At 63.2% G+C, this 26,923-nt stretch carries 24 protein-coding genes; 14 read left to right on the top strand and 10 right to left on the bottom strand.

The features are described from left to right. The first annotated feature begins 366 nt into the window (after positions 1 to 366). The 8 genes from BEMPMBAN_RS31660 (at position 367) to BEMPMBAN_RS31625 (ending at position 9,855) form a co-directional block, all read left to right on the top strand. Positions 367 to 1,134 carry an MlaE family ABC transporter permease gene (locus BEMPMBAN_RS31660; protein ID WP_159235409.1) on the top strand — a complete coding sequence of 256 codons (768 nt, stop codon included), beginning with the start codon at positions 367 to 369 and terminating at the stop codon, positions 1,132 to 1,134. After that, positions 1,131 to 1,979: an ABC transporter permease gene (locus BEMPMBAN_RS31655; RefSeq protein WP_159235408.1), complete on the top strand. Its 849-nt coding sequence runs from the start codon at positions 1,131 to 1,133 to the stop codon at positions 1,977 to 1,979. The genes BEMPMBAN_RS31660 and BEMPMBAN_RS31655 overlap by 4 nt, the downstream gene beginning before the upstream one ends. Positions 1,980 to 1,983: 4 nt before the next feature. Continuing rightward, entirely contained in the window at positions 1,984 to 3,525 is a 1,542-nt protein-coding gene (locus BEMPMBAN_RS31650; protein ID WP_159235407.1) for an MCE family protein, read from the top strand. A gap of 37 nt (positions 3,526 to 3,562) precedes the next feature. Next, positions 3,563 to 4,591, top strand: a complete 1,029-nt coding sequence (locus BEMPMBAN_RS31645; protein WP_159235406.1) for a virulence factor Mce family protein — start codon at positions 3,563 to 3,565, stop codon at positions 4,589 to 4,591. After that, positions 4,588 to 5,919, top strand: coding sequence for an MCE family protein (locus BEMPMBAN_RS31640; protein WP_159235405.1), 1,332 nt, complete (start codon positions 4,588 to 4,590; stop codon positions 5,917 to 5,919). Before BEMPMBAN_RS31645 ends, BEMPMBAN_RS31640 begins: the two co-directional genes overlap by 4 nt. Next, the gene (locus BEMPMBAN_RS31635; protein ID WP_159235404.1) at positions 5,916 to 7,271 is read left to right on the top strand and encodes an MCE family protein; all 1,356 of its coding nucleotides are present in this window, start codon (positions 5,916 to 5,918) and stop codon (positions 7,269 to 7,271) included. Before BEMPMBAN_RS31640 ends, BEMPMBAN_RS31635 begins: the two co-directional genes overlap by 4 nt. Continuing rightward, the gene (locus BEMPMBAN_RS31630; protein ID WP_159235403.1) at positions 7,271 to 8,431 is read left to right on the top strand and encodes an MCE family protein; all 1,161 of its coding nucleotides are present in this window, start codon (positions 7,271 to 7,273) and stop codon (positions 8,429 to 8,431) included. Before BEMPMBAN_RS31635 ends, BEMPMBAN_RS31630 begins: the two co-directional genes overlap by 1 nt. 2 nt (positions 8,432 to 8,433) lie before the next feature. Next, a complete protein-coding gene (locus tag BEMPMBAN_RS31625; RefSeq protein WP_159235402.1) occupies positions 8,434 to 9,855 on the top strand; it encodes an MCE family protein in 1,422 nt (473 codons plus the stop codon). Between the two features lie 105 nt (positions 9,856 to 9,960). Here BEMPMBAN_RS31625 and BEMPMBAN_RS31620 read toward each other — a convergent pair whose 3' ends face one another. Further along, on the bottom strand, positions 9,961 to 10,902 hold the full coding sequence (locus tag BEMPMBAN_RS31620; RefSeq protein ID WP_200846190.1) for a LysR family transcriptional regulator: 942 nt from the start codon (positions 10,900 to 10,902) through the stop codon (positions 9,961 to 9,963). On the opposite strand from BEMPMBAN_RS31620, the gene BEMPMBAN_RS31615 reads away from it, so the two are divergent. Continuing rightward, entirely contained in the window at positions 10,888 to 11,961 is a 1,074-nt protein-coding gene (locus BEMPMBAN_RS31615; RefSeq protein ID WP_234897808.1) for an alpha/beta hydrolase, read from the top strand. The two genes, BEMPMBAN_RS31620 and BEMPMBAN_RS31615, sit on opposite strands and share 15 nt — an antisense overlap. Positions 11,962 to 12,164: 203 nt before the next feature. Here the strand turns inward: BEMPMBAN_RS31615 and BEMPMBAN_RS31610 are convergent, their stop codons facing one another. The 4 genes from BEMPMBAN_RS31610 to BEMPMBAN_RS31595 all read right to left on the bottom strand — a co-directional run bounded on the left by BEMPMBAN_RS31610 (position 12,165) and on the right by BEMPMBAN_RS31595 (position 15,905). Further along, on the bottom strand, positions 12,165 to 12,602 hold the full coding sequence (locus BEMPMBAN_RS31610) for a CAP domain-containing protein (RefSeq protein WP_200846196.1): 438 nt from the start codon (positions 12,600 to 12,602) through the stop codon (positions 12,165 to 12,167). A 127-nt stretch (positions 12,603 to 12,729) separates the two neighbouring features. Next, the gene (locus BEMPMBAN_RS31605) at positions 12,730 to 13,824 is read right to left on the bottom strand and encodes an acyl-CoA dehydrogenase family protein (protein ID WP_159235398.1); all 1,095 of its coding nucleotides are present in this window, start codon (positions 13,822 to 13,824) and stop codon (positions 12,730 to 12,732) included. Further along, positions 13,821 to 14,966: an acyl-CoA dehydrogenase family protein gene (locus tag BEMPMBAN_RS31600; protein ID WP_200846189.1), complete on the bottom strand. Its 1,146-nt coding sequence runs from the start codon at positions 14,964 to 14,966 to the stop codon at positions 13,821 to 13,823. The genes BEMPMBAN_RS31605 and BEMPMBAN_RS31600 overlap by 4 nt, the downstream gene beginning before the upstream one ends. A 198-nt stretch (positions 14,967 to 15,164) precedes the next feature. Beyond that, complete coding sequence (locus tag BEMPMBAN_RS31595) at positions 15,165 to 15,905, bottom strand: FadR/GntR family transcriptional regulator (RefSeq protein WP_159235397.1); 741 nt, start codon at positions 15,903 to 15,905, stop codon at positions 15,165 to 15,167. A gap of 363 nt (positions 15,906 to 16,268) precedes the next feature. Between BEMPMBAN_RS31595 and BEMPMBAN_RS31590 the strand changes: the two genes are divergently transcribed. Continuing rightward, on the top strand, positions 16,269 to 17,006 hold the full coding sequence (locus BEMPMBAN_RS31590) for an alpha/beta fold hydrolase (protein ID WP_159235396.1): 738 nt from the start codon (positions 16,269 to 16,271) through the stop codon (positions 17,004 to 17,006). A gap of 79 nt (positions 17,007 to 17,085) precedes the next feature. On the opposite strand, the gene BEMPMBAN_RS31585 is transcribed toward BEMPMBAN_RS31590, so the two are convergent. Continuing rightward, the gene (locus BEMPMBAN_RS31585) at positions 17,086 to 18,090 is read right to left on the bottom strand and encodes an acyl-CoA dehydrogenase (RefSeq protein WP_159235395.1); all 1,005 of its coding nucleotides are present in this window, start codon (positions 18,088 to 18,090) and stop codon (positions 17,086 to 17,088) included. After that, positions 18,087 to 19,244, bottom strand: a complete 1,158-nt coding sequence (locus BEMPMBAN_RS31580) for an acyl-CoA dehydrogenase family protein (RefSeq protein ID WP_159235394.1) — start codon at positions 19,242 to 19,244, stop codon at positions 18,087 to 18,089. The genes BEMPMBAN_RS31585 and BEMPMBAN_RS31580 overlap by 4 nt, the downstream gene beginning before the upstream one ends. 128 nt (positions 19,245 to 19,372) lie before the next feature. On the opposite strand from BEMPMBAN_RS31580, the gene BEMPMBAN_RS31575 reads away from it, so the two are divergent. Next, positions 19,373 to 20,845 (top strand): aldehyde dehydrogenase family protein, encoded by a 1,473-nt coding sequence (locus BEMPMBAN_RS31575; RefSeq protein WP_159235441.1) that lies wholly within the window; start codon positions 19,373 to 19,375, stop codon positions 20,843 to 20,845. 30 nt (positions 20,846 to 20,875) lie between these two features. Here BEMPMBAN_RS31575 and BEMPMBAN_RS31570 read toward each other — a convergent pair whose 3' ends face one another. Beyond that, positions 20,876 to 21,184, bottom strand: coding sequence for an acyl-CoA synthetase (locus BEMPMBAN_RS31570; RefSeq protein ID WP_159235393.1), 309 nt, complete (start codon positions 21,182 to 21,184; stop codon positions 20,876 to 20,878). Positions 21,185 to 21,385: 201 nt separating this feature from the next. Here BEMPMBAN_RS31570 and BEMPMBAN_RS31565 point away from each other — a divergent pair, with 201 nt between their 5' ends. Then, on the top strand, positions 21,386 to 22,585 hold the full coding sequence (locus BEMPMBAN_RS31565) for an amidohydrolase family protein (protein ID WP_159235392.1): 1,200 nt from the start codon (positions 21,386 to 21,388) through the stop codon (positions 22,583 to 22,585). Between the two features lie 113 nt (positions 22,586 to 22,698). Beyond that, entirely contained in the window at positions 22,699 to 23,478 is a 780-nt protein-coding gene (locus BEMPMBAN_RS31560) for a crotonase/enoyl-CoA hydratase family protein (protein ID WP_200846195.1), read from the top strand. A 27-nt stretch (positions 23,479 to 23,505) separates the two neighbouring features. Here the strand turns inward: BEMPMBAN_RS31560 and BEMPMBAN_RS31555 are convergent, their stop codons facing one another. Together BEMPMBAN_RS31555 and BEMPMBAN_RS31550 are read right to left on the bottom strand one after the other, a co-directional pair. Beyond that, positions 23,506 to 24,009 carry a flavin reductase family protein gene (locus BEMPMBAN_RS31555; RefSeq protein WP_159235391.1) on the bottom strand — a complete coding sequence of 168 codons (504 nt, stop codon included), beginning with the start codon at positions 24,007 to 24,009 and terminating at the stop codon, positions 23,506 to 23,508. A 68-nt stretch (positions 24,010 to 24,077) separates the two neighbouring features. Beyond that, complete coding sequence (locus tag BEMPMBAN_RS31550) at positions 24,078 to 25,676, bottom strand: AMP-binding protein (RefSeq protein ID WP_200846188.1); 1,599 nt, start codon at positions 25,674 to 25,676, stop codon at positions 24,078 to 24,080. A 251-nt stretch (positions 25,677 to 25,927) separates the two neighbouring features. On the opposite strand from BEMPMBAN_RS31550, the gene BEMPMBAN_RS31545 reads away from it, so the two are divergent. Continuing rightward, complete coding sequence (locus BEMPMBAN_RS31545) at positions 25,928 to 26,731, top strand: NAD(P)-dependent oxidoreductase (protein WP_337761930.1); 804 nt, start codon at positions 25,928 to 25,930, stop codon at positions 26,729 to 26,731. The last annotated feature ends 192 nt before the right edge of the window (positions 26,732 to 26,923 follow it).

The raw sequence follows: 26,923 nt of genomic DNA, 5'->3' as shown, positions 1-26,923 counted from the left end.
CGACGTCGCGGTGCTGACACACGGCGGGCTACGGTCTCTTGATGCTACTAGCTGCACTAACAGCCAGAATCCTACCCTTGTCGCGCCTCACGCGGCTCGGCTGAGCGTGAAGGGCGGGCCGGATCCTCAGTTTCGACGCGTTCACAACAATCAGCCAGCAGCAATCTTGGTGCGTTCGCAATAGAGCAAGAGGCAAACCGGCGCATTTGGTTGCCGTATTAGAAATACGTGGTGTACCGTTCTGCCCCGACGCCAGCATCGGTGTTGCGTGTCACACGCAACGGAAACTGTGAACTGGCTCGCCGCAAGAAGGGACCAGAGGACCATGCCGATCTTGCCGAGCGGCGCCCACCCACAGGGCGGAGCATGAGCAGCGCTGTGCTCGCCAAGCCGTTTAGAGGCATCGGCGAGTTCTTCGCGATGTCGCTGGACACCTTTGTCCAGATGTTCCGCCGCCCGTGGGCGTGGCGTGAGTTCATCTTCCAAGCCTGGTTTGTGGCCAGGGTCGCCTTGGTGCCGACGATCCTGTTGTCCATCCCGTTCACTGTTCTGACGAGCTTCACCATCAACATCCTTCTCGTCGAGATCGGCGCCGCTGACTTCTCCGGGAGTGGCGCGGCGGTGGCCACCGTGACACAGACGGGGCCCATCGTGACCGTCCTCGTTGTCGCCGGTGCGGCGGCTACCGCGATGTGTGCCGATCTCGGGGCGCGCACCATCCGGGAGGAACTTGATGCGTTGCGAGTCCTCGGAATCAATCCGATTCAGGCTCTGGTGGTTCCGCGCGTCGCCGCCGCGACCGTTGTGTCGCTTCTCCTCACGGCGTTGGTTTGCCTCGTGGGCATTGCCGGTGGGTTCTTCTTCTCGGTGTTCTTCCAGGGGGTCACGCCAGGGGCTTTCGCAGCCGGACTTACCCTCCTGGTGGGCACGCCACAGGTTGTGGCCGCACTGCTCAAGGCTGCAGTGTTCGGCCTGGCCGCGAGTCTGATCGCCTGTTACAAGGGGATTTTCGTAGGAGGCGGAGCACAGGGCGTAGGAAACGCGGTCAATGAAACCGTGGTGTACACGTTCATGGCGCTGTTCGTCATCAATGTGTTGGCTACGGCGGTCGCGGTCAAGGCGGGAGCGTCGTGACCGTCGCCGGTGCCACCTATCCCCGGCTTCGGCGGAGGTTGAGAGCCTTTGCCGAGGGTTGGAACGACATTGGCGTGCAGGGCCAGTTCTATGCTCAGACCTTGCGAGGGCTCGCGGACGCCGTCACCCGGTACCGCGGAGAGGTATTGAGGCTGATCGCTCAGATGGGCCTCGGCGTCGGCGCGCTGGCGATCATCGGTGGAACTGTCGTGATCATCGGCTTCCTGACACTGTCCGCTGGGTCGCTGATCGCCATCCAGGCCTACAGCCAGCTGCAAGACATCGGAATCGAGGCCCTGGCCGGCTTCACGTCGGCATTCCTCAATGTGCGCCTGGTTGGACCGCTTGTCGCCGGTATCGGGCTGGCCGCCACGATCGGTGCCGGTGCCACGGCGCAGCTGGGTGCGATGCGCATCAGCGAAGAGATCGACGCGCTCGAGGTCATGGGCATCCGCGCAGTGGCCTACTTGAGCTCTACACGTGTGCTCGCCGGCACCATAGTCGTCATACCGCTGTACTGCGTCGCGGTGATCATGGCTTTCGTGGCGACCCGCGTCGGAACCACGGCGATCTACGGACAGTCGACGGGGGTCTATGACCACTACTTCAACAGCTTCCTCAACCCCGTGGACGTCATCTACTCGTTCGTACAAGCGGTGTTCATGGCGGTTGTGGTGATGCTTGTGCATACCTTCTACGGTTTCAACGCCGCGGGCGGTCCCGCAGGCGTGGGGGAGGCGGTGGGACGCGCCGTTCGCACGTCGATGATCGCCGCCGTCTTCGTCACCCTGTTCGTCTCACTCGCCGTGTACGGACAGTCCGGCAACTTGAATCTCTCGGGGTAAGTCGATGACATCGCGCAACCGGAATACGCTGCACCCAGCTTGGTGGACGGCGATCCTTCTCGTGACGATCTGCTCGCTGATATTTGTGGCATCGAGCATGTTCGCCGGAACGTTCCGGTCTTTTGTGCCGGTCACGTTGAAGTCCGATCGCGCCGGCCTCGTGATGGAACCCGGCGCGAAAGTGAAGCTGCGCGGGGTGCAAGTCGGCCGGGTGGGCGCGATCGAGAACTCGCCCGATCAGGTCAGCCTGCAACTTCAGATGAATCCCGATGATATGCAGTGGATTCCGCAGAACGTCACAGCTCAGATACGCGCGACGACGGCGTTCGGAGCCAAGTACGTCGACTTGGTCTACCCCCGCGATCCCAGTCCTCTGCGGCTGACGGCGGATTCGATTGTTCAGTCGTCGAATGTCAGTACCGAGGTGAATACGGTCTTCGAGAACCTGCGCGGCCTGCTACAGAGAATCGACCCACTGAAGCTCAACGCCGTCCTGTCCGCACTTGCGCAGGGCCTGGGTGGCAGAGGCGAGCGGATCGGCGAGGCAACCACCGACGCGACCGAGGTACTGAGCGCCTTGAATGCCCGCGCCGACACGCTGCGCGACGATTTCAGGTCGCTGAAGGACTTCAGTGACACCTACGGTGTTGCCGCACAGGACATTGTGAGGACGCTCGATGCGGCGAGTGTGGCAAGCACTGCACTAAGAGACAATGCGTCGAACCTGGATGCGTTGCTCGCCAGCACGATAGGCCTGTCCGATAGCGGGATCAAGCTCTTGGCGCCGTCGAAGGACAATCTCATCGAGGCAACGAAAAAGTTGGTGCCTACGACGGACTTGCTCATGAAGTACAACCCGGTGCTTACATGTCTGCTGGTCGGGGGTTCGGATTACGTCAACAAGAGCGGAGCGCTGGAACAGTCAGGTGGCCTGAACGGCAAATCCCTGACACTGGACGTGGCGCTGCTGCTGGGCGACGACCCATACAGGTATCCAGAGCATCTTCCGATAGTGGGCGCCAAGGGCGGCCCGGGTGGCAAACCCGGGTGCGGCTCCCTGCCCGACGTCGCCAACAACTACCCCGTGCGTTACCTGGTCACCGACACTGGCTGGGGCGGCGGAAATGACATGCGGGTCAACCCCGGAATTGGGTTCCCGGGCTATGCGAACTACTTCCCGGTGACGCGCGCAGTCCCCGAACCACCCACGCTCCGCAATCGAAATGGGCCCGCACCCGGTCCAATTCCGGCTCCGGGAAATCCGCCTTACGGTGCGCCGCAGTACGGACCGGACGGCACACCCCTGTACCCCAACCTGCCGCCCGGCGTCCACGGGGTGCCCGGCGAGGTAGGGCCTCCGCCACCGGGATCGGAGCCATTTCAGCCGGCATTCCCGGCACAGGTCGAGCCCACACCGGCACCACATCGGCCGCCGGCAGCGCCGCCGCCACCGCCGCTGCCACCCGTTGCGACGCAGGGCGTTCCACCTACGGATGTGGCCAATGGCGGCGGTCCCTTACCTGCGGAAGCCCCGACAGCACCGTGAACGAGATGCATCCGAAGTCAGNCACGAGGAGATGGCCATGACGAGCAATATGGGCGCGACCCTGTGGCGCCTCGGTGTGTTCGTCGTGGTGTGCGTACTCGGAATCTTCGCGATCTTCGCGGTCTTTGCGCAATTTCGCTTTCAGGAGGGACGCACCTACAACGCAGAGTTTTCCAACGCCTCCGGCCTGAAATCCGGGCAGTTCGTGCGCATAGCGGGTGTCGAGGTCGGCAAGGTACGCGATGTCACGCTGAATCGGGACGCGACCGTCACGGTGGCATTCACTGCCGACGACACCGTGATGCTCACTCGCGGAACTCGGGCAGTCATCCGCTACGACGACCTCATCGGCGGGCGTTACCTCGAGTTGCAGGAAGGTCCCGGCGACGTCTCGGCGCTTCCCGTGAACGGCACCATCCCCTCCTCGCAGACATTCCCCGCCCTGGACCTGGATGCCCTCATCGGCGGGTTTCGGCCACTGTTTCGGGCACTGGACCCCGACCAGGTCAATGCGTTGGCAAGCCAGCTCATACAGGCACTGCAAGGCCAAGGCCCTACCATCGGGTCTTTTCTGGCTCAGACAGCCGCATTGACCAACACCCTGGCTGACCGTGACGACCTGATCGGACAGGTGATCACGAACCTCAACACCGTTCTGGGTTCATTCTCCGAGCAGCACCAACAGTTTGACCGCGCCGTCACGTCGCTGTCCCAACTCGTGTCGACCCTTGCGAGCCGAAAGCAGGACATCACCAACTCCGTCGCATACACCAATGCGGCGGCCGGCGGTGTGGCTGACCTGCTGACGCAAGCCAGGCCGCCACTGACGAAGGTCGTCGCAGAGACCGACCGGACATCCGGGATCGTCGTCGCCGACAAGGATTACCTCGACAACGTCCTAGCCACCCTGCCGGACACCTACAAGACCCTCGAACGGTTGGGGCTTTACGGCGACTATTTCAGCTTCTACCTCTGCGACCTGGTGCTGAAGGTCAACGGCAAGGGAGGTCAGCCGGTTTTCATCAAGATGGTCGGTCAAGACACAGGCAGGTGCACACCGCGATGATCGAATTCTCCGAACGCAACCCCTTCGTCATCGGTGCCATCGGGGTCGGCCTCACCGCGGTGGCGGCGCTAGCCGCCATCAACTACGACCGAATTCCGCTGGTCGACCGCACCGAGGACTACTCGGCCTATTTCTCCGAGGCGAGCGGTCTGAAAAGCGGTGCACCGGTTGAGCTGTCGGGTGTGGAGATCGGAAAGGTCACCGATCTGGCGCTCGCTGGTGACAAGGTCCTCGTTACGTTCAAAGTCGGCACCGATGTCGCCTTGGGTGAACGCACTGAGGCGGCGGTGAAAACAAAGAGCCTGTTGGGAGCAAAGTTCCTCGAGCTGACATCACGTGGCAACGGAAATCTGTCAGTCCCCATACCGCTCGACCGAACCAAGCCTGCCTATCAGCTAGCCGACGCCCTCGGTGATCTGACGACGACGATCAGTGGCCTGGACACCGGCCAGGTGACGCAGTCTCTACAGGTTCTGGCCGATACCTTTGCAGATACCCCACCGGAACTCAGGGTTGCGGTCCAGGGTGTGGCGCGGTTCTCCGAGACTCTCGACAAGCGTGACCAGCAGCTGCGAGATCTGCTGGCGAACGCCAACAGATCGACTGCCGTATTGCGGGAGCGCGGCGATCAGATTGCGAGTCTGGTCGAAGACACCAACGCGCTGTTGGCAAATCTGCGGACGCAAAGGGCTGCCCTCGACCAGATTTCGGGCAATATCACCGGTGTCACTGAGCAACTCAAGGGCCTCATCGCTGAGAACCGCGACACCCTCAAGCCCGCCCTCGACAAGCTCAACGGAGTACTGACGATCATCGACAATCGCAAAACCGAGATCCAGGAATCACTGGTCCGCCTCAACAGGTACGCGCTGAGCCTCGGCGAAGCAGTGAGTTCGGGCCCATTCTACAAGGCCTACCTCGCCAATCTACTACCGGGGCAGTTCATTCAGCCGTTCGTCGATGCCGCATTCTCAGACCTGGGTCTCGATCCGAACGTGCTCCTACCCTCAGAGACCACAGACCCGCAAGTAGGTCAGCCGGGCACGCCGGCACTACCCGCGCCCTACCCCAGGACGGGACAGGGCGGAGATCCGAGGCTGACGCTGCCCGATGCCATCACCGGCAATCCCGGTGATCCGCGCTACCCGTACCGTCAACCACCTGCCGCCCCGCCCCCGGGCGGACCGCCCCCCGGCCCACCGGCGCCACCACCTGCTGGGCAAGAATCCATCCCGCCGCCCGGCCCGGGCTTGATGCCGGCCCCCGGCGAACAACCGCCGGCTATCCCACAGCCCGGCTCGCCAACTCAGGGGGAGGGAACACGATGAGACGCCGCGTCATCCGTAGTCCTCGACTCGTTATAGGCGTGCTTCTGGTAGCGGTACTTACCGCCGGGTCGGTCCTGGCGATCCGCCTCGGCGACCTGACCGGGCACAGAAGCATCGTTGCGTACTTTCTCAACAGCAACGGGCTCTATCCTGGCGACGAGGTCGTGATCCTGGGCGTGCCCGTCGGCGAGATCGACAGCATCGAGCCGCAGCCGGAGCGTGCGAAAGTCACCTTCCACGTCGATGACCAGTACAAGGTGCCCGCCGACGCCAAAGCGGTCATCCTGTCGCCGACGCTGGTATCCGCGCGCCAGATTCAGCTCACTCCCGCCTACACACGGGGCCCGGAAATGACCGAGGGAGCGGTCATTCCCCAGAACCGCACTGCTGTACCTGTTGAATTCGACGACCTTCGCGCTCAGCTCCAGAGGCTCGCCGAGGCACTGCAACCGACGACTCCGGGCGGTGTCAGCACTCTGGGTGCATTCGTCAACACCGCGGCAGACAACCTACGCGGCGAGGGCGACAACATCCGCAACGCGATCATCGAGATGTCACAGGCCTTTTCGGCGCTGGGCGATCACAGCCCTGACCTGTTCAGCACGATGAAGAACCTGTCCGTCTTCATCAGCGCGCTGCAGAGCAGTCATGGCCTGTTACGGAGTCTCAATCAGAATCTCGCCGAGGTCACGGGTCTGCTGGCCGACGATCCCGACGAGGTCGGGCGCATGATCGAATCGATCAACAGCGTCGTCGGTGACGTGCAGAGCTTCACCTCCGACAACCGCGAGTCACTGGGCACCGCGAGCGACAAGCTCGCATCGATCTCGGCTGCGCTCGTCGAAAGCACCGACGACATCAAGCAACTGCTGCATGTCGCTCCGAACTCGTTTATTAACTACGTCAACATCTACCAGCCTGCGCAAGGCAGTCTCACCGGTGCTCTGGCCTACAACAACTTCGCGACCCCGGTCGACTTCCTCTGCGGTGCCATTCAGGCGGCGTCCAGGGAGGGCGCAGAACAATCCGCGAAGCTATGCGCTCAGTATCTCGCACCCATCATCAAGAACCGGCAGTACAACTTCTTACCGTTTGGCGAGAACCTCTTCGTCGGAGCGGCTGCCCGGCCCAACGAGGTCACCTACAGCGAGGACAGACTCCGCCCGAACTACGTACCGCCGGCCCCTGAGCCCGCTCAGAGTTCGCCGGCAGGCGGTTCGGCTGCGGAGCCCGTGTCCCTGCCGAACAATGCGCTTCCGGCGAATCCGCAAAGTGCCTTACCACCAATACAGTCGACGGATCCGAACGCAGGTCTCGAGGGATTGATGGTGCCACCGGAAGGGGGGTCGTGATGGAAGCGCAAGCGGGGTCTACAGTCTCGCTGCCACACCGTGCCGGGCGAGCAGTCGCGGCGATCCTGGTCGCGGCGTTCGCCGCCGGATGTAGTTCCTGGCAAGGCGCCAACTCGCTTCCGCTGCCCGGCACGGTGGGTACCGGTGCGGACTCCTTCACCGTCCAAGCCCAACTGCCGGACGTCGGAAACATGGAGCGGAATTCTCGGGTGCGGGTAGGTGACGTCACCGTCGGTAACGTGTCGAAGATCGAGCGACAAGGTTGGCACGCCCTTGTCACGATGTCGATCAAGAACGATGTCGTACTGCCTGCCAACGCTATTGCGACCGTCGGGCAGACGAGCCTGCTCGGCTCGCTTCACTTGGAGCTGGCACCGCCGCCGGGCGTACCTCCGGTCGGTCGACTCAGCAGCGGCGCGGTGATTCCCCTGGCTAGCGGCGCAAGCTTCCCGAGCACCGAGCAGGCACTGGCGTCCCTGTCCGTGGTCCTCAACGGCGGCGGTCTAGGTGAAATCCAGGAGATCACGAAGTCGTTGAGCACTGCGTTCAAGGGACGCGAAGACGATCTACGAAACCTCATCATCCAGCTCGACACGTTCGTGTCACACCTCAATGATCAGTCTGGCGACATCATCGCCGCAACTGACAGCTTGAATGAGCTTGTCAGGCAAGTTGCCGACCAGAAGCCGGTGCTCGATCGGGCACTGACCACCATTCCTGACGCGCTGGCGGTGCTCGACGACGAGCGCGACGCTCTTGCGAACGCGCTCACCGAACTCGGCAAGTTCAGCGCCCTGGCAGCCGATACCACGAACCAGACGAAGGACGCGTTGGTCAAGAACCTCCAGAACATCGGTCCGGTTCTCGAATCGCTGGCCAATGCCGGGCCGGCACTCACTCGATCTCTCGACGCCTTCGCCACCTTCCCGTTCACCAGACCGACAATTCACAAGTGGATCAGGGGGGACTACGCCAACCTGAGCGCAGTCGTCGACCTGACGCTGAGTCGGCTCGATTCCTCGCTGTTCACAGGCACCCGCTTCGAGGGGGAGTTAACCGAACTCGAGATGCAATGGGGACGCACCATCGGCCAGCTCCCCAGTCCGTACACGGCGCGAAATCCTCTCGTCGCGCCCTACCGCTTCGATCAGGGGCCATAACCGTGCGCTTGAACAGACGAATCAAGATTCAGCTCGTGATCTTCGCGGTTGTCTCGCTGGTCGCCGGCTCCGTGATGGTTTTCGGCTACATGAAGCTGCCGCGACTAATCGGGGTTGACACCTACCCGGTGACGCTTGAGTTACGTTCGGCCGGTGGACTTTACGAACGCGCGCTCGTGACGTACCGCGGCACGGAGGTCGGACAAGTCAAGAGCGTGAACCTCGACGACAACGGAGTCCGAGCTGTCTTGGCGCTCAAGTCCGGAGTGGACATCCCGTCGAACCTCACGGCAGAGGTGCACAGTCAAAGCGCCATCGGTGAGCAGTACGTCGCCCTACTCCCGCGGGATTCTGACTCGCCACCGCTGCGCAAGGGCGACATCATCGACAGCGCGCGCGCCAGCGTTCCGCCGGACATCAACGACCTGTTGAGTGCTACGAACCAGGGGTTGACCGCAATCCCCGGAGATAACCTGAAGACGGTGATCGACGAGTCGTACCAAGCCGTCGGGGGTCTGGGACCTGAGCTTTCGAGGATCGTCGACGGGTCCACAGCTCTGGCGACGGACGCCAAGAGGAATCTCGCCGAGCTGACGAACGTGATCGATAACGGCGGTGCCTTGGCTGACACCCAAACCGACACGGCAGACTCCATCCAGTCGTGGGCGGGGCATCTTGCCGAGGTGACGCGTCAGGTCGAAGGGAACGACAACAACCTGCGCGGGGTCCTCAACGCGGCGCCCTCGGCGGCGCGGGAGGTCGCCGCGCTGTTCGACCGACTGACGCCGACACTGCCGGTCGTGGCCGCAAACTTCGCCAGCGTGAACCAGGTCGCGGTCGCCTACAATCCGAGCATTGAGCAGATGCTGGTCCTGCTCCCGCAAGGACTGGCGGTCGCCGGTGCCACGTATGTACCGGGGCAGTCCACCAACCAGAGGTACAAGGGCTCGTACCAGAGTTTCAACCTGAACCAGAACCTTCCGCCTCCGTGCACGACGGGCTACTTGCCTGCGCAGCAGCGACGCTCGCCGATCTTCGAGGATTCACCGGAGCCCCCGGCGGGTGACCTCTACTGCCGGATCCCGCAGAACAGCGACAACAGTGTGCGAGGTGCGCGCAACTATCCGTGTGTGACGAAGCCCGGCAAGCGAGCCCCGACAGCCAAGATGTGCGAAAGCGACGAGCAGTACGTTCCGTTGAACGACGGTTACAACTGGAAGGGCGATCCGAACGCGACAACCACGGGACAATCCATCCCGCAGCCTCCCAGTGCCGCGCCGCCGGCACCGATCGCCGTCGCTGAATACGACCCCGCAACGGGGGAATACATCGGACCCGACGGCAAGGTCTATCGGCAGGCTGATCTGGCCAACACCGCACCTGCGGACAAGACGTGGCAGTCCATGCTCATACCCGGTGGCTGACAGTAATCCGAATTGATTCGTCGCGTCGCCGGCGCATCGGGCGCATTGCGCGGAGGTAGTGGTGAGTCCCGGTTGCTGAGTCCACCCGTCGGGTCTGTTCAGGATTCACTTGGTCTCGCAGGCCACCGGGGCGGGACACTCGTAGGATGCGGTCGCCGATTCGGCGACCGAGGCGAGAACGTCCCTCGGGTCGATGTCCGTTCTCCGCGCGGCGCCGGGGCTCCACGCCAATGAAAGGACGTAGGCTGGCGGCGGTTGGCGGAACTGCCGGACTGCGAAAACCGGGTCGTCGAATACCCGCCATGGTCCCCCGGCTTCCGGGCGCAGTGACGGAATCACGCTGTGGTGGGTGCGGATTCGGCTGGCTATTGCAGCCACGTCGAGGCTGTCGATCCGATCGAATCGGGTCGCTCCGTGGCAGACCATGAAGTCACGCAGGTCGTTGAGCACTGAGGGGAACGGCGTGTCGGGTGGCAGTGTCACTTCCCTGCCGGTGATGTCGGCCCATTCGATGAGGTCACATGCGGTCAGCGGGTCGTCGCAACGCATGGCGAGCACATAGTCGAAAACGGCGACCGGCTGGTGCGGCAGCCCGACACAGTCAGACGTCTGGTTCAACAACGCGAAGTCCAGTGTGCCGGTCGCGAGCCGGCCGGGCAGCTGGGCGGGTTCGACGAGCTCGATGTCGACCCTCGACGTGGTCAGGTTGCGCAGAGCAGCGACCGTGCGGTCCAGTACGGACGGTGGCGAAAGATGCGATGCACCAACGGTAATAGAATGCGGAGGAGTCCAGAACGACCGCGCGTAGTCGCTCAGCGAGGCAGCGTGGCGCAAGGTTTCAGCGGCTCGTTCACGAAGCGCCGATCCCGCGGCGGTGAGGCGGACGTCGCGGTGGCCGCGGATGAACAAGGCCACCCCGAGCTCGCTCTCCAGCGCTCGCACCGCCCGGCTGACCGGTGCGGTGCTTAGGTGCAGCCGCTGCGCGGCCCGACCGAAGTGCAGCTCGTCGGCAACCGTTATAAAGCAGCGCAGGTGGTGCAGTTCCACTGCGCCAGTGTGACACTCGATAGCGGTACCCGTTGCGATTTGGGCAACACCGCGGTGCGCGAAACGCACTGGACACCGCTGGCCGCGGACCCCAAGATACTCGGCATGCCAATTCCGTTGACGTTCGACGTGACGGCCGGTGTCGGTACCGGTGAGCATCTGACGCAGGCTGGATGGGCGTTTCTTCCTCCGCGACCCGCCGACGCGGTGGGCACCTTGCTGTGTCTGCCCGGCGGGCTCTATGACAAACGCTATTGGCACATGCAGATTGACGGACATCCAGGTTACAGTTTTGCTGAGCACCTGGCCGCTGCTGGCTTTATCGTTATCGCCGTAGACCACCTCGGTGTTGGCGAGAGCGCTGACCCGACCGCCTCCGGTCAGCTAGGACTGAGTTTGCTGGCCAGCGGCGATGCCGAGGTGGCCCGGCAGGTCCGTGAAGGCCTGCGCAACGGAGACCTCATCGGGAACGTTCCGCCGCTGGCGGTCCCTTTGATCGGTGTGGGTCACTCGATGGGCGCATGCCTGACCACGATGGTGCAGGCCAACACGGGCGTGTACGACGCGGTGGCGCTGCTCGGGTACGGGGTGCAAATCACCAACGTATTTGAAGAATCGGCCGATGCCGATGACCTCGAAAACCGGGTCCAGCAGTCGATTGCGGCGGTATGCCAGCTCTCAGGTGCCAGTCCACAGGACAGTCACCATATAGCGCCGCGCTCGTATCTTGAGGATCTGTTCTATGCCGGAGAGGTACCGCGGCAGGTGATCGACGCCGACACCGCCGCACAGAGTCGGTTGCCGCTGCGCGCAGGCGCTGAGGTCGCCACGCCTGGATTCGTCGAGCGCCACGCGCCGCAAGTGGACGTGCCGGTACTCTTGGCATTCGGCGCGGCGATTGACGTTTCGCCCAATCCCTACTGTGAGCCCGCCAACTACACCGGCTCTGCCGATGTGACGCTGCTCCTGGTCTCAAAGTCGGGACACTGCCAGAACTTCGCCAGCCACCGCCAACAGCTGTGGGATCGAATCGCAGCGTGGGTTCCGGCGGCGACTTGACGGTCTGGTCATGGTGTCGACCGGCGACCGGTGCGAGTGTGCGGTGGCAAATCCTTGAGGTGTCCGGTCAGAATTTGCGGGGCAATGCAGGATCATTCCTTGATGTTTGGCCTCGATGCAGAGGCCCGGGCGGACGGCTAGACCGCAATCGTCGGCGGTGCCTTCCGCGGCCTTCGATTGGTTCTATCGGTTGCGCTGCGGTGTCACAGCGAGGGCTGCCCGTATACCGCCACAACGACTGAACGGTCGAGCGCGTTTTCCGACCACACGCCGATCGATATGTTGGCGCAATCCTGCATCGTGCCGCGTGAAACCGGATCCGGCCACCATCGGTCCAGGATCTCTATACCGCTGATCGCGAGCGCTGGATTGATGGCAATCGTCTCCGCGACGGTGCCGGTGAAGCCCGCCGCGGCTGCTCGATCCGACACCGTTGAACCGTCGGATCCGATGCCGCCGTTGAGTTCCCGATGATGGAGTAGGTCGAGCGCATGTCTGCGCGCCGCTTCGTCCAGCCGGCCATCTCGCTGAGGAGGCACAGGACACCCGTTCATTTTCTGAGCAGTGTAAATATTGCCAAAGACGCTTTCGTTGAGCCGCCTATTGTCGGCCGGCGCCGGAGCTGCCGAGGAAAGCGCCATCGCTGTCAGCGAACCGGACACAAGAATGACTCGGATAGTGCGCTGGAAACTGCTCACTTCTGCTCCTCAGTCACGGTGGGTCAATCGTGCAGCATATCGCGATATGAACAAAGGGTTGTCAGTTTTACTACGCCTGCTGTCCGCGGTTGGCAGTGACCTCGCCCGTGACCAGACCCCACGGGTTGTCACACGCGAGAGTGAGCCGGCCCAATTGATGCGCGAAGAGCCGAGCAGTTCCATAATCGCCGACCCAGCTCTGGGCCCGAAGCGTGAAGAGCCACAGGGGGTGCTCGCGGGTCACTCCGATTGCGCCGTGAAGTTGGTGGGCAGCGGTGGTCACCGGCCCCACGACCTGACCCAGCACGATCTTGGCCACCGCGACAGCCAGTTCCGTGCGGTCGTCACCGAAGCCGTATGCCGTGGCCGCACTGATGGCCGCATCCACGGCAGACCGTGCGCGCTCGATGTCACCCGCCATGGCAGCGAGGGAATGCTGCACTGCTTGGAGTGCGCTCAACGGACGACCGAACTGCACACGCTCTCGGGTGTGCGTCACGGTCAGTGTCGCCGCGGCGTCCAGTGCTCCTAGCACCTGAATGCAGCGTGCCCAGGCGCCACGCGTCAGCAACTCCCGTCCGATAGCGCTGTCAACGGTGGTCAATTGACTAGTCAGAAGGCCGGTTTCAATCCCGTCGCGGGGTTCGCCGGCGAGGTTGTGATCCAGAACCAGTTTGTCGACGATTACGTCGACGACACCGACCCGTGTTCCGTGGCTCCCAGGGGCCGCGAGGACAATGTGCTTGCAATCCCGAGCCCAAGGCACAGCAGTGACTCTGCCGACGGACGCCTCGCCCGTCGTGGCATCCGCGATGGCGACGGTAGCTACCCCCTCGGGCAGTTCGATGCCCGCACGGGTAGCAAGCCAGCCACCCAACAGATCGGCCTCGGCGATCGGCACCGCTGCCGCGTGGCGAGCCAAGCCGTACAGCACGATGGCCGCCTCGGTGGGCCCCGCGCCGAGGTCGGACGAGGACGCCAGGCGTGAAAGCCCGGTCTCCTCGAGCGCGGCCCAAAGCTGGGTGTCGAATGGCTCCGGGATGCCATGATTGCCCATCGCGGCGCTGTAGAACTTGCCGGCGATCCCGTCTACGAGTTCGCGCAGATCGGCATGCTCGTCCGTCGCGGTTTCGGAATCGAATACCCCAGCAGTCGTGGCACTCATCGCAATCCCATCCCGCGAGCCACCAGCCCGCGCAGTACTTCGTTCGTCCCGCCGCGAAGGGTGAACATCGGCTTGTGCAGCCAGGCGGTTCGGAGCATGGTGTCGATATCTGGTGGAGTGCACTGCCCTTCGAGCAATTGGGCAGCCACCCGGACGGATTCGGCTTCGAATTGCGTGCCGAGATCCTTGACGAGAGCGGCTCGATTGCTCGCGTCGCGGCCGTCGTTCAAAGTGCGTGCCACCGAGAACGACAGCTGGCGAAGCGATATCAGATGCGCGAGTAGATCGCCGACGTCTGACAACGTGCGGTCATCCGATACTCCGCCGTTCTGTAGCGCGCGAACGACTGCCAGCAACAGCGGCGCGGTGGACAGTATCCGTTCTGGACCGCTCCGCTCGAAGGACAACTCAGCCGTCACCTGGTGCCAGCCGTTGCCGATGTCGCCCAGCACGTCTGCATCGGCGACAAAGACCTGATCGAACGTGACTTCGTTGAAGTGGTGGGCCCCGGACATCAAGATGATGGGTTCGATGAGTACGCCGGGGCGATCGCAGGACACGAGGAATTGGCTGAATCCGGCGTGACGACGTTTCGGGTCGGCGGGTTCAGTACGGGCCAGGACCACTACCTGGTGTGCATGGTGGGCGCCGCTGGTCCACACCTTGGTCCCGGAGAGCAGCCAACCGCCGTCGGTCCGTGTCGCCTTGGTCTTCACGGCAGCCAGGTCCGAGCCGGCACCGTGCTCGCTCATGCCGATCGCCGAGTAGAAGGACCCGGCCGCGATTCGCGGAAGCAGCCGAGCGCGTTGGTCCTCGGTGCCGTAGGTGATCAGCGCCGGTGCGACTTGCCGGTCGGCAATCCAATGTGCTGCGACGGGAGCGCCTGCGGCGAGGAGTTCTTCGGTGACCACGTAGCGATGCAGATGCGACAGACCACGTCCGCCGTACTGCTGCGGGATCGTCACGCCGGTGAACCCAGCGGCACCGAGCCGCTGCGAAAACTCCTCATCCCATCCGGCAAGCCAGGCATCGACGGCGGGAACCCATCCATGTTGTTCTCGGTCGTCTGTGAGAAAGCACCGCACTGAAGCGCGTAGCTCCGCGAGCTCAGCATCCTGAGCGTTCAGGTCGCAGGGAGTCATCAGGCTCTGTCCTCGCGTTGGTAACCAGCGGACCGCTAGCGCATCACATCGCGACGGGACGCGGCACGCTGACGACACGCGGAGGGTATCCGTTAACTATTTAAGGGTATAGCCGGACAGCGCCAATGCCAAAACTGCACGCGTTGCGCGCAGCGACCGAATCAGCGAGCGCCTTGCACAAGGGCCGAGCGCGGGGGTCTACTCGAGAAGATCGACCACGGTCGACAAGTCGGAGCGGGAAAGGACGAATTCTTCGACCTTCTTGAGGTGACGCTCCCAGAGCTCGCCGGCAGCTGTTGCATCGCCTGCCTTGATGTAGTCGAGGAGCATCCGGTGCGTCTTGGTGGAGCGGCGCACCGCCTGTTGGGCGCGGGGGCCTTCGATCGATGGCAGCGACCGGTGGGCCTTCTCGATGATGTGGCGAAGCATGTCGGACACTATTTGCAGCGTCTTGTTGCCCGACAGTCGGGCGATGGCGGTATGAAAGTCGATCAATTCGTGCGGAGACTCGCCGGCCCCAGCGAGTTCCGCTTCGCGCTCGACGATCTGTTCGAGTTCGGCGATGATCTTCGGATCCCGATCGGTGGCCAATTGGACGACCATAGGGGTCTCCAAGAGAACGCGAGCGTCGAAGACATCGCGCAGCGTGACGCCCTCGTACTCGAGAATGAGGCCGGCATAACGAGCAAGGGTCTCCCGGCGCGGGCGTGTGACGCGAGCTCCACCGCGGACGCCGCGCTCAACCTGGATCAGCGACTCCGACTCGAGGACTCGGAACGCCTCACGCAAAGTGGGACGGGATACCCCGAAGCGCTCCATCAACTCCGATTCCGGAGGTAGCATCGCGCCTTCGGCAATCTCCCCGCGGATGAACATCCGGCGGAGCACTGTGGCTACCCGATCGGCCATCTTCGGCTCTCGAAGACTGGTGACCTCCACAACGACCTCCCCGGGAAAGCATCAATAAAAGATCTAACTGTCGAACACCTTAACCGAGATCAGCGAGAAGCACGGGGCCATGTCGCTGCGCAGCTTCTCCGGCTACACCGTCTGCAGGACCACGACGTCGCCACGACAGCGATACTCCGATGGATTCGACGGGCGACGCAGGCAAGCTCTGCGGACTCGGCCGCGACATCGCTGTGCCAGAACTGTCGGCTTCGGCTCACTCGCTGAGGTCAGCCCATCCGTGGCAATGGAGTGGTCAGGGCCCCCTACCCGCTGTGGTGAGTCGGGTAACTTATGCCGTATAACAGTTATATATGTCACCGGATGTAGCCGATCGTCGAGAGTGTCACGGACATGTCACTGCCTGATTTGGTCCTCGTGCACGGTGGTGCGCACGCAGCAGATTGCTGGGACCCCACTGTCGCCGAGTTGCGCACGCAAGCCCCGCACCTGCGGGTACTTTCGGTGGACCTGCCCGGTCGCCGGGGCAAGCGGGGCGATCTCGGAGAGGCCACGATCGCCGATTGGGTCGATTCGGTTGTTGCCGATATCGATCGGCACCGACTGGGCGATATCGTGATCGTCGGTCATTCGATGGCTGGGGTAACGATACCGGGGGTCGTCGCCAAATTGGGTTCGTCTCGGGTTCGCGAAATGATCTTCGCGTGTGCATTTGTTCCCCCGCAGGGCACCGCCATCGTCGATACGCTCGGCGGACCGCTGGGCTGGTTTGCCCGCCGCAAGGCCAAGACAACCAGGACGACGGCATTGCCGAAATCCATGGCGCGTTATGCCTTCTGTAATGGCATGACACCCGAGCAGCGCGAGTTCACACTGTCACGCCTCTACACCGAAGCGATTGCGATAGTGGCCGAGCGAGTCGATCGCAGCAGTCTGCCCCCCGAGGTCCCGCGCACATGGATCATGACCACTCGTGACCGTGCGCTGTCGACTCGGTCTCAGCGCAACAGCATCTCTGCGCTGGGCGGAGTCCAGACCCTGATCGAGGTCGATGCGTGCCACGACGTGATGATCAGCCACCCACAATTGCTGGCGGAGAAACTCATTGAGCGGTGCCAAGCCCGCAGTTGATGCTGGTCGGGCCGGCAGTGGCGCGGCCGCGTGGTGCGGTGGCGCGCCGCGCGGGTTGACCGTGACCGAGGACGTCGTTTCAGGGCGCCAATGTCAGCACGGACGGAAGCGGCTGCCCGGCAGTGCAAATCTCAAAAAGCCGCTCTCCCAGAACGGCCTCGAGGTGTTCGTGAGATCCGCAGAGAGCGTCGAGTTGCATCCCGCGAGCCACGTACCTGGCGATCAGGGGTTCTCGCGTCCAGCTCTGCAGCCCCAACGACTGCAGCGCCAACTCGCTCACGGCACGGTGAGCACGGCCGGCGGCGCACTTTGCGGCGAGAGCAGATAGCCGACCGCCGTAGCGCCATGATTCGGCGAGCAGTGCGCGGGCTCCTTCGAGGACCGCTGTTGCTTGGGCGACTTGATGGCATGTGACGTCAACGAAGCTCGGGAGCTCGCGGGTGGAGGTGTGGTCCCCGCCGCCATCGACGAAGACCATCAACACCGAATCGGCGAGGGCGACGAGTTCTGTGGACAGTCCGCGTTGAGCCGCCGAAACTGCCCGGTACCACTCCGTCGACGCCTCGACGAGAGGGAAGTCGAGTGGTCCGCTTACCGAGGTCCACGAGACGGACGAGTCGAAGGTGTCCAGGCGTTGGCCTTCGAGTCGCGATGCCTCGACGACCCCTACTGACACCGTGCCCATCGGACCCGACACCGGAACGGCGACACGTCCGCGAAAGGGGCCGATAATGATTCCAGAAACCTCTTGAGCTGCTCTGGGAGTCTCACCCCATCTAACATCTGGCAGCACGATGCCGTTGACGTCGTCGGGTAGCCACGATAGTTCGGCCAACATCGCTCGGCTCAAGCAGTCGGTCTGTGCAAGCGTGCGGCCCTGCGCCCGGAACAGCAGTTCGCACGCTTCGGTCGGGAAATCGGCTTCGATGGCGGGCCATCCGACATCGGCTAGCAGCGCGTCGACCGATGCAAACTCAACTGGGGTGATAGCCCCACCGCTGTCCGCAGGTTCTTGCGAGTGCGCCAGTTCTTCGAAGAGGCGGTGCACGCGTTCTTCGACGAGGTCCCACTTGATGTCACTCACGGCTGCTGAACCTTCCTGGACGAATGACCGTCGAGACCCACGTGAGGTTGACGGCGTGCCGGATGAGCAGCGTCGGCCGCGCGTGAGTACCACCAGTCCGCCCGGGCGGAGCCGAGTGACTCACCGCCCGCGTTCGTACCTCTGATGATGTGGGACCGTCCCACGTCGAGGATCAGATCGCTGACCCGCTGGCGCACCTGCCGAAGCAGTATCGTTTCGACATCTGCACCGCCGGGTAGCTGCGGAGCCTCGGCTCGGATCGTCTCACTGGCGAGTGCCTGGGCAGAAACTACGTCGACGTACACCTGTGCGAAGCGTTGCCGCTGCCCTTGGCTGGATCCATGCGTTGCCATAGCCTCTCGTAGCAGGCCGAGGTCGAAGAGAAGCTTGCTGAGATCCGCGTAGCACCCAAGGCCGCGCGGGGCTAACGAAATACGTTGCATCACAGATAGTCCAGCACCGACGTCGCCGATGACGCGCGATCCGGCGACCCGAAGGTGATTGACGGTGACTTCGACGATGTCGGGGCGGCCGCCCGCCGCCGGAACTCTGCGAATCGCGGAGCCAGGCGCGGCGGCGCTCACCAGGAACATCGATGCAGCGCCGTGCTCAGTCTTGGCCAGGAGCATGAGCTGGGTCGGGTTGGGGCCGATGTAGCTCCACGTCTGTGGGCCGCGCAGGATCACATTGTCGCGACCGGCGGCTAGCGCAGAGATCGCGAGCGTCGTCGGATCACCACATGCCGGCCAGTCGGCTGCGTTCGTAGACCACCATTCAGTGCCGCGCAGGTACTGGGGCAGGTACACCGCCGCGAGGTCGGGTGCGTGCTCGATCAGAGTGGGGAGGAACCGCTCGAGAGATTGATGCTGCAATGGTTGAGGCAGCCGGGCACGCGTCAATTCGTCGAAGTACGCCATGCGGTGCTCCTGGGTGCCGCCGAACCCGCCGGCCCACTCGGGCCAGCCGAACCGGCTCCAACCGTCGGCGTAGAGCCGGTACATCCGGTCGGCGTCGTGCTCGAACACCGACTCCGCGTTGCCAAAGCGCGCCGAGCGCCACTGATCTGCGTCGCCGAGATCCCGCAGATAGCGCCGGAATCCGTGCCGGAACGTCGCGGCTTCGGATGCGTACTCGCTTCGCGCGGCTGTATCCACGGTCTGGGTCTGCTCCTTCACGCAGTGTCACGACTTTGACACGTGAACCAACTAAACAGTTATATGTTATGGATAGCACAGGGTGTCAGCATGCGACAGGAGCAAAGATGGTGACGGTTCAGCCGACGATGAACGACACCGAAGTATTCAGTCCGGAGACGCGGCTGTACATCAACGGCGAGCTTCGGGGGGCCGTCCGCGGCCGAACCGCAAATAACATCAATCCGGCGACCGAGGAGATCCTGGGTGTCGCCGCCGACGCAGGCCCGGAGGATATGGAGGCGGCGATCGCGGCAGCACGGCACGCCTTCGACAACACCGGATGGGCGAACAACCACGGCTTCCGCGAGCATTGCCTGCTGCAGTTGCACAACGCGTTGCTCGAGGAGCTGGAGCAGCTTCGGTCGGAACTGATAGCGGAAACCGGATGCCCACTATCGTCGACGTTCGGTCCTCAACTCGACTGGCCGATGGCGGACGCGATCCGCTGGCCTGCGCATTACATCAATGTATTCCCCTGGGAAAGAGAGCTTCCCGACGCAGCTCTATTGGGCTCGCCGTATCGGCGCCGGGTGCTCAAGGAGCCACTCGGCGTGGTGGGTGCCATCTCGGCATGGAACTTCCCGTTCGAGATTGCCCTCAACAAGATCGGGCAGGCTCTCGCCACCGGCAACACCGTCGTGCTCAAACCGGCGATGGAGACGCCGTGGAATGCGCTGCGACTCGGCCGCGTCATCGCCGAGAAGACGGACATTCCGTCGGGCGTGGTGAACATCGTGCCGACGTCGAGCAACGAACTCGCACAGACACTGGTCACGGACCCGCGGGTCGATATGGTCTCGTTCACGGGTTCCACCGCGGTTGGCCAGCACATCCAGAGCCTGTCGGCAGCCACTATGAAGCGAACGCTGCTCGAACTCGGCGGAAAGTCGGCCTACATCCTGCTCGACGACGCCGACCTCGAAACCGCGCTGCCCGGGTGTATCGGTGCCTTCATCCACGCGGGGCAGGGGTGTGGTCTCACGCCGCGCGTGCTCGTACCTGCCAGCCTCTACGATGCGGCGGTCGAGGCGATCACGCAGATGTGTTTGGCTGTGCCCGTCGGTGATCCGACCGATCCCGCTACTCTGTGCGGACCCGTGATTTCAGAACGTCAACGGGAGCGGGTACTCAACTACATCAAGATCGGCAGCGCCCAGGGGGGACGTCTGACCGTCGGCGGTGGGGTCCCGAAGGATCTGAACCGCGGATATTACGTGGAACCCACGGTGTTCGCCGACGTGGATCCCGGTCACCGCCTGTTCAACGAGGAGATTTTCGGACCGGTTCTGACCATCACGGCGTACGAGGGCGGTGACGACGGAGCAGTCACGCTGGCGAACGCATCGAGCTACGGGTTGGCTGGTGCGGTTCTGGGTAGCGCTGACCGTGCCCTGGCGGTCGCTCGCCGGGTCCGCACAGGCACGATGAATGTCAACGGTGCGGTCTTCTACGGGGCTGACGCTCCGTTTGGCGGATACAAGATGAGTGGTATCGGGCGCCAGAATGGGCACGAGGGTTTCGAGCAGTACCTGGAGACGAAGACCATCGCGTATCCCTGACGCGTCCGGCGCTCCCGTTCTGCGGGTGGTTCACGCCTCGCTGGGACGGTCGTCGGTGCTGCGTTTGGCGGTCCCGGGATATCCGAAGAACTTCTCAAAGTTCGCGTCGTTCAGTGTACCCGCGCTGTTCCTGGATGCGGCGTCGAGTAATGCCTCCAGGCGCACCGACGCCTTGTCGATGGCGTCGCCGTCGCCGCTGGTGCGAGCGTCGTCGAGTTGGGTTTTCGCGTTGGCGATCTCAATGCGGAGTCGCTCACCCACTTCGCCGAAGGTCAGCAGGTCGTGATCGTCTTCGTCCAGCGGCTCGCGCTCTGCTCCGAGTGACTCGCCCGAGTCCATTTCGCACTCCCGTCCGTCGAGGTATTTGGCGCGCTTGCCACCAAATTGTATGGATCTAACTATATAACGGGTTATAGTGGGAGTCGACGCCTCGGGCTCCGCCGTCAGTGCACAGAGGGGCCCAGATGTCCCGGGCGGCCGTGCGGCCCGTTCGGCATGCCGACTGGTGCGTCCTGGTTCGACCGACACTCGAGGAGCGTTATGCCACTGCGTGACGAACATCAGATCGTCTCCGTTGATGATCACCTCATCGAACATCCCCGGGTCTGGCAGGACAGGCTGCCGCAGAAGTACCGCGAGGCTGGCCCACGTATCGTCGAGATCGACGATAAGCACCTGTGGTCCTTCGATGGCGAGATCTTCCCGACCATCGGCCTCAACGCCGTGGCCGGGCGACCGCCGCAGGAGTGGGGCCTGGATCCGGTTCGGTACGAAGACATGATCCCCGGCTGCTACGACCCGGTCGCACGTATTGCCGACATGGACCTCGACGGGGTTCAGGCCGCGCTCTGCTTCCCGTCGTTCCCCGGATTCGCCGCCAGTACCTTCGTGAAGGCGAAGGACAAGGACCTCGCCGTCGAATGTGTGAAGGCGTGGAACGACTTCCACATCGACGAGTGGTGTGCCTCGGCGCCCGAACGGTACATCCCGCTGGCACTGCTTCCGGTGTGGGACATCGAAGCTTCCGTCGCCGAGGCCAAGCGTGTCGCGGCCAAAGGCGCCCGGACCGTCACGTTCCCGGACAGCCCGGTGCCACTCGGCCTGCCGTCATTTCACTCAGATCACTGGGATCCGCTGTGGGACGTGTGCTCCGACGCCGGCATGCCTGTGTCGCTGCACTTCGGGTCGGGCTCGTTCGTTCCGGGGTTCTCGTTCTCCTCGATGGACTCGCGTAACGGGGCGGCGCTCAGCGGCGCGGTGGGTGCTCCCTTCGCGGTGGCTATCACCCTGTTCGCGACCAACCTGATGTGGACCACGGTCGACCTGCTGTTCTCCGGCAAGTTGCAGAGGTTCCCGAATCTACAGTTCTCCCTCGCCGAAGGCGGAATCGGCTGGTTGCCCTACATCCTGGAGCGGTCCGACTATGTGTGGGAGCGGCACCGCTACTATCAGTCAATCGATTTCGATGCTCGTCCGTCGGACCTGTTCAAGAGGCACTTCTGGGGCTGCTTCATCGACGATGAGCACGGCCTGCGCAACCGGCACAGCGTGGGTGTTGATCGAATCACGTTGGAGATCGACTTCCCGCACTCCGATTCGAACTGGCCGAATTCGCGCAAGCGCGCCGCGGAGGTACTTGCCGATGTCCCCGACGACGAGTGCGCCATGATCGTCGAAGACAACGCCCGGCGCATGCTCAACTTCCCACGGGTGTCGCGCCCCTCGGTGCAAACTGTGTGACAGCTGAGGTTCGAACAGCTTCTTGGGTGCGTCGGGATCTGATTCGCCGCAAAGGGTTTCAGGGTGCGCCGGCCAGCCAGCGCAAACCATCGAAGGATAGCGAGGAATACTGCGTGACCACATCAGACGGGCCTCACGAGCCTGTGCTCGTCGAACAGCGCGGCCGCATTCTGATCATCACCATCAACCGGCCCGAAGCCAAGAATGCCATCAACGGCGCAGTGAGCAGAGGTCTGGCCGACGCGATGAGTCGCCTTGATGACGACTCGAATCTCTCGGTGGGCATTCTGACCGGTACCGGGGGGTCCTTCAGTGCCGGTATGGACCTGAAAGCTTTCACGCGGGGTGAGGAAATCGCGGTGGAGGGTCGTGGCCTGGGTTTCACCGAACGTCCCCCTGCCAAGCCGCTGATTGCAGCGGTCGAAGGTTATGCCCTGGCCGGCGGAACCGAACTGGCATTGGCCACGGACCTTATCGTCGCGTCGCGCGAAGCGGCGTTCGGTCTTCCCGAGGTCAAACGCGGACTGGTAGCAGGTGGAGGCGGCTTGTTGCGGATGCCGCAGCGGATTCCGTACGCGGTCGCCATGGAACTTGCTCTTACCGGTGAGATCCTGTCCGCACAGCGCGCAAGCGAACTGGGGTTGGTCAACCTGTTGACGGAACCGTCAGGTGCGTTGGATGGCGCCATCGGCCTTGCCGAGAAGATCGCTGCCAACGGGCCGCTAGCCGTCGCGGCGACCAAGCGGATCATCGTCGAGGCTCCCGGATGGGACGCTGTCGACGTATGGCGCGCGCAGTCGGAGATTCTGATGCCTGTGGTGACTGGAAACGATGCGCGCGAGGGGGCGCTCGCTTTCGCAGAGAAGCGTGCCCCGCAGTGGACTGGAACGTGAGCTTTCGGCGACCGTAAGGCGTTACCGTCAGCCGGCGGAATCGATGTCCGCGGCGAGTACTCTGCAAGCGCTGCGGTAGAAGATCACCGGCGAAGCCTCCTCGTCGTGAACCGTGACGGAGGTCAAGCGAACGACGACGATGACGTGGTCGCCTGCATCGACGATTTGGTCGATCTCTCCCTCAAGCCACAGACCGCAGCTGTTTACGAAGACCGCACCCTGATCGGACGTCGTGACGGTCACGTCCGCGAAGCGGTTCCCTGACTTTGCCGACAGCGTACGGATGGCATTCTTGTGGCCCTCGCTCAACACGCTGATGCCCAGAGATCGCGACGACGCGAGTTTCGGCCAGGTCTTTGAGGTTTTCTGCACGCAGAACGACACGAGTGCGGGCTCGAGCGACACCGGCACGAAGCTGCTGGCGGTCAACCCACACGGTTCGCCGTCCACGAACGCGCCGACGAAGACGACGCCTGCGGGATGGCGTCCATATGCGTCGCGGAGAACATGGGTGCTGAATGCGTTTGTCATCTGCGGAATAACCCTTATGTCCTTTGTCATCAACCAAGTTGGCGGTGAAGCGAATTCTCCGGTGCGTGTCAGCTAGCGCTATTGCTGCCGGCTGCGGAGGTGTGATCCGCCAGCCGTCCTTCCTCGCATCCGCTTCGAAGCGCGTACTTCTTCACCTTGCCCGTGGCGGTCTTGGGCAGTGGCCCGAAGGTGACCCGCTTGGGGACCTTGAAACCGGCGAGACTCTGTCTGACGTGCGTGACGATGTCAGACGCACTGGCGAGAGCACCGTCGTGGAGTGTGACGTAGGCGCCGGGAACCTCGCCCCACTTGTCGTCCGGTACGGCGATGACGGCGACCTCGAGCACGGACGGATGCGATGCGATGACGTTCTCGATCTCGATCGACGAGATGTTCTCGCCGCCCGAGATGATGACGTCCTTGCTACGGTCCCGTAGTTCGAGGTAACCGTCGGGATGCATTACGCCGAGGTCACCGGTGCGAAACCAGCCGTCGGGCGCGGCCTCGGCGGTGGCGGCAGGATCCTTGAGGTATCCCCCCATCACGTTGTTGCCGCGGACCGCCACCTCCCCCATCGTCGCGCCGTCGGCAGGAACATCGGCGCCTGTGGAATCCACGATTCGCACAGGCCGAGAGACCACGTTGGCGATGCCTTGCCGGGCTCGCAGAGCTGCGGTCTGTCCCACATCCAAATGGCTCCACTTGTTCCGCCATTCGGAGAAGACGACGGGACCGTAGGTTTCGGTGAGGCCGTAGAGGTGCAATATGTCGATTCCCAGATCTGACATCCGGCGCAGGATCGCCGGGGTTGGCGGTGCACCTCCGGTCCCCACCAGCAGCTTGCGACCTGCGCTCAGTGGGCGAGCTTCCTTTGCGTAGGCCATCATGGCCAGGACCGTGGGCGCCCCATTCAGATGCGTGATGTCCGCTTCGTCGATCAGACGCCAGATATCCTCAGCAACGACCGATCGCAGGCACACATGCGTTCCCGTCGCCGCGGTGACCGCCCACGTGAAACACCAACCGTTGCAATGAAACATCGGCAGGGTCCAGAGCATAGCCGAATCCGCATTGAGACCGGTGTGCGCGACCATCGCCAGGGACTGCAGGTATGCGCCGCGGTGGCGGTAGAGCACTCCTTTTGGCTTACCCGTCGTTCCGCTCGTGTAGTTGAGCGAGATCACGCCGTTCTCGTCGGCGACCGGTTCGAAGAACTCATCGGCCGAGGAAAGCATGGACTCGTACTCATCGTCGGGTCCTCCCGCACACACGAGTGCAAGAGGTCGATTCGACAGAGCCGCAATTGCGCGCGCCTTCTCCGCCCACTCGCTGTCGTAGATCAGCGTCGAGGCCTCTGCGTGGTCGACGATCCAGGCGAGTTCCTGCTCGCTCAACCGGATGTTCAGTGTCAAGAGGGCAGAACCGGAGCCGGGGACTCCGTAGTGGGCCTCCAACATCACGTGTGTGTTCGGTGCCAGCACCGCGACCGGCCCGACGGCCGAATCCTCCCTGAGGGCGCCCGCCAGGCGCTGACACCGCTGTAGCAGCTGACCGTATGTCAGCTGAACTGGTCCGTCGATGACTGCGACGCCGTCGCGATGCACGGCGGCCGCCCGATCCAGGAAGCCGAGAGGAGTCAGAGGCTCGTACCAGAAATCGTGTGTCACGTTGCCCTCGTAGTGAAGTGGATTGCCTCGCCGTGCCACACCGTAGGGAATGGAAACGGCGCCCGGGGCGCGGCAGCTCTTGACGCTGTGTGTTCCGGCCCTACTGCCCGGAAATCGAATGGTTAACAACTGGCCGCATATATAGTAAAACATATGAACCTTAAGGGGGCGAGATGCGATAAGTTCGGCGCAATCACGCTGGCGTCGAAGCGCTGCGTCACCCGGCAGGTCCCGGCCGCGGGTGGCGCCTGATGGCGAGCTTGGGATTCGTCGGAGCTGGTCAGCTGGGTGAACCGATGGTGCATCGGTTGCTCGACGCGGGTCACAACGTGCTTGTGTGCGCCCGCCGTCCGGAGCTACGAGAACGACTGTGCCGCAAAGGTGCCGACGTAACCGATTCGGTCGAGCGTCTGGCATCGTCAAGCGATATCGTGGTCTCGTGTCTGTTCTCCGACGCCCAGCTGCACCAGCTCGCTGCAGGGCCTGCGGGACTTGTCGCCAACGCCCGGCCGAGGGCCATTCTGGTCTCGCACACCACCGGAGCGGTGTCGACATTGAAACGGCTCGCCGCGGAAGGGCTGGGCGTCATCGACGCACCAGTGAGCGGTACCGCCCAGGACATCGCCGAAGGCCGGCTCGCGGTGCTCATTGGAGGTCCGACCGACCTGGTTGATGAGGTCGTGCCGCTGTTGGCCAGCTATGCCGATCCCGTCGTGCGCACCGGAGATCTTGGAAGTGCGCTCAGATTGAAGTTGGTGAACAACGCGCTTTTCGCGGCGAATGTGGAACTGGTGGCTGCGGCGATGCGCGCCGTCGACGGACTGGGCGGTGATGGCTCCATGCTGCTGGAGGTGCTTCAGTACTGCAGCGGCGGGAGCCGCGCATCGACCAGTGTTGCAGCCGTCGGCGACGTCGTTGCTTTTGCGGCTGCAGCCGGCCCGTTTCTGCGCAAGGACGTGGCTGCATATGTGGAGGCTGCTGAACAGGCGGGACTTGGCCCCGGCCTCCTGGACACCGTTATCGGTGCAGGGCACATGCGCCTTGCGCCGAAATGATTCAAGGCATGACAGCCCGGCGCGATGGTCTAGCGCTTGTCCGCCAATGTGGTTGGCCGAACGCGGAGCGTACCTACCACACGCTAAACAGGTATATGATTTAATAATCTACGTAATGCGTCTCGGTCGCCGACATCGACTTCGGTAACGGCTACGCATGGCCTCACGAGAACGATTCACGCAATGACTGGC

Origin of the sequence: Mycolicibacterium austroafricanum, from assembly GCF_902705885.1 — a bacterium.
Taxonomy (GTDB): Bacteria; Actinomycetota; Actinomycetes; order Mycobacteriales; family Mycobacteriaceae; genus Mycobacterium; species Mycobacterium vanbaalenii_A.
The sequence above is the reverse complement of the archived record's forward strand: the minus strand, read 5'-3'. Positions and strand labels throughout refer to the sequence as shown.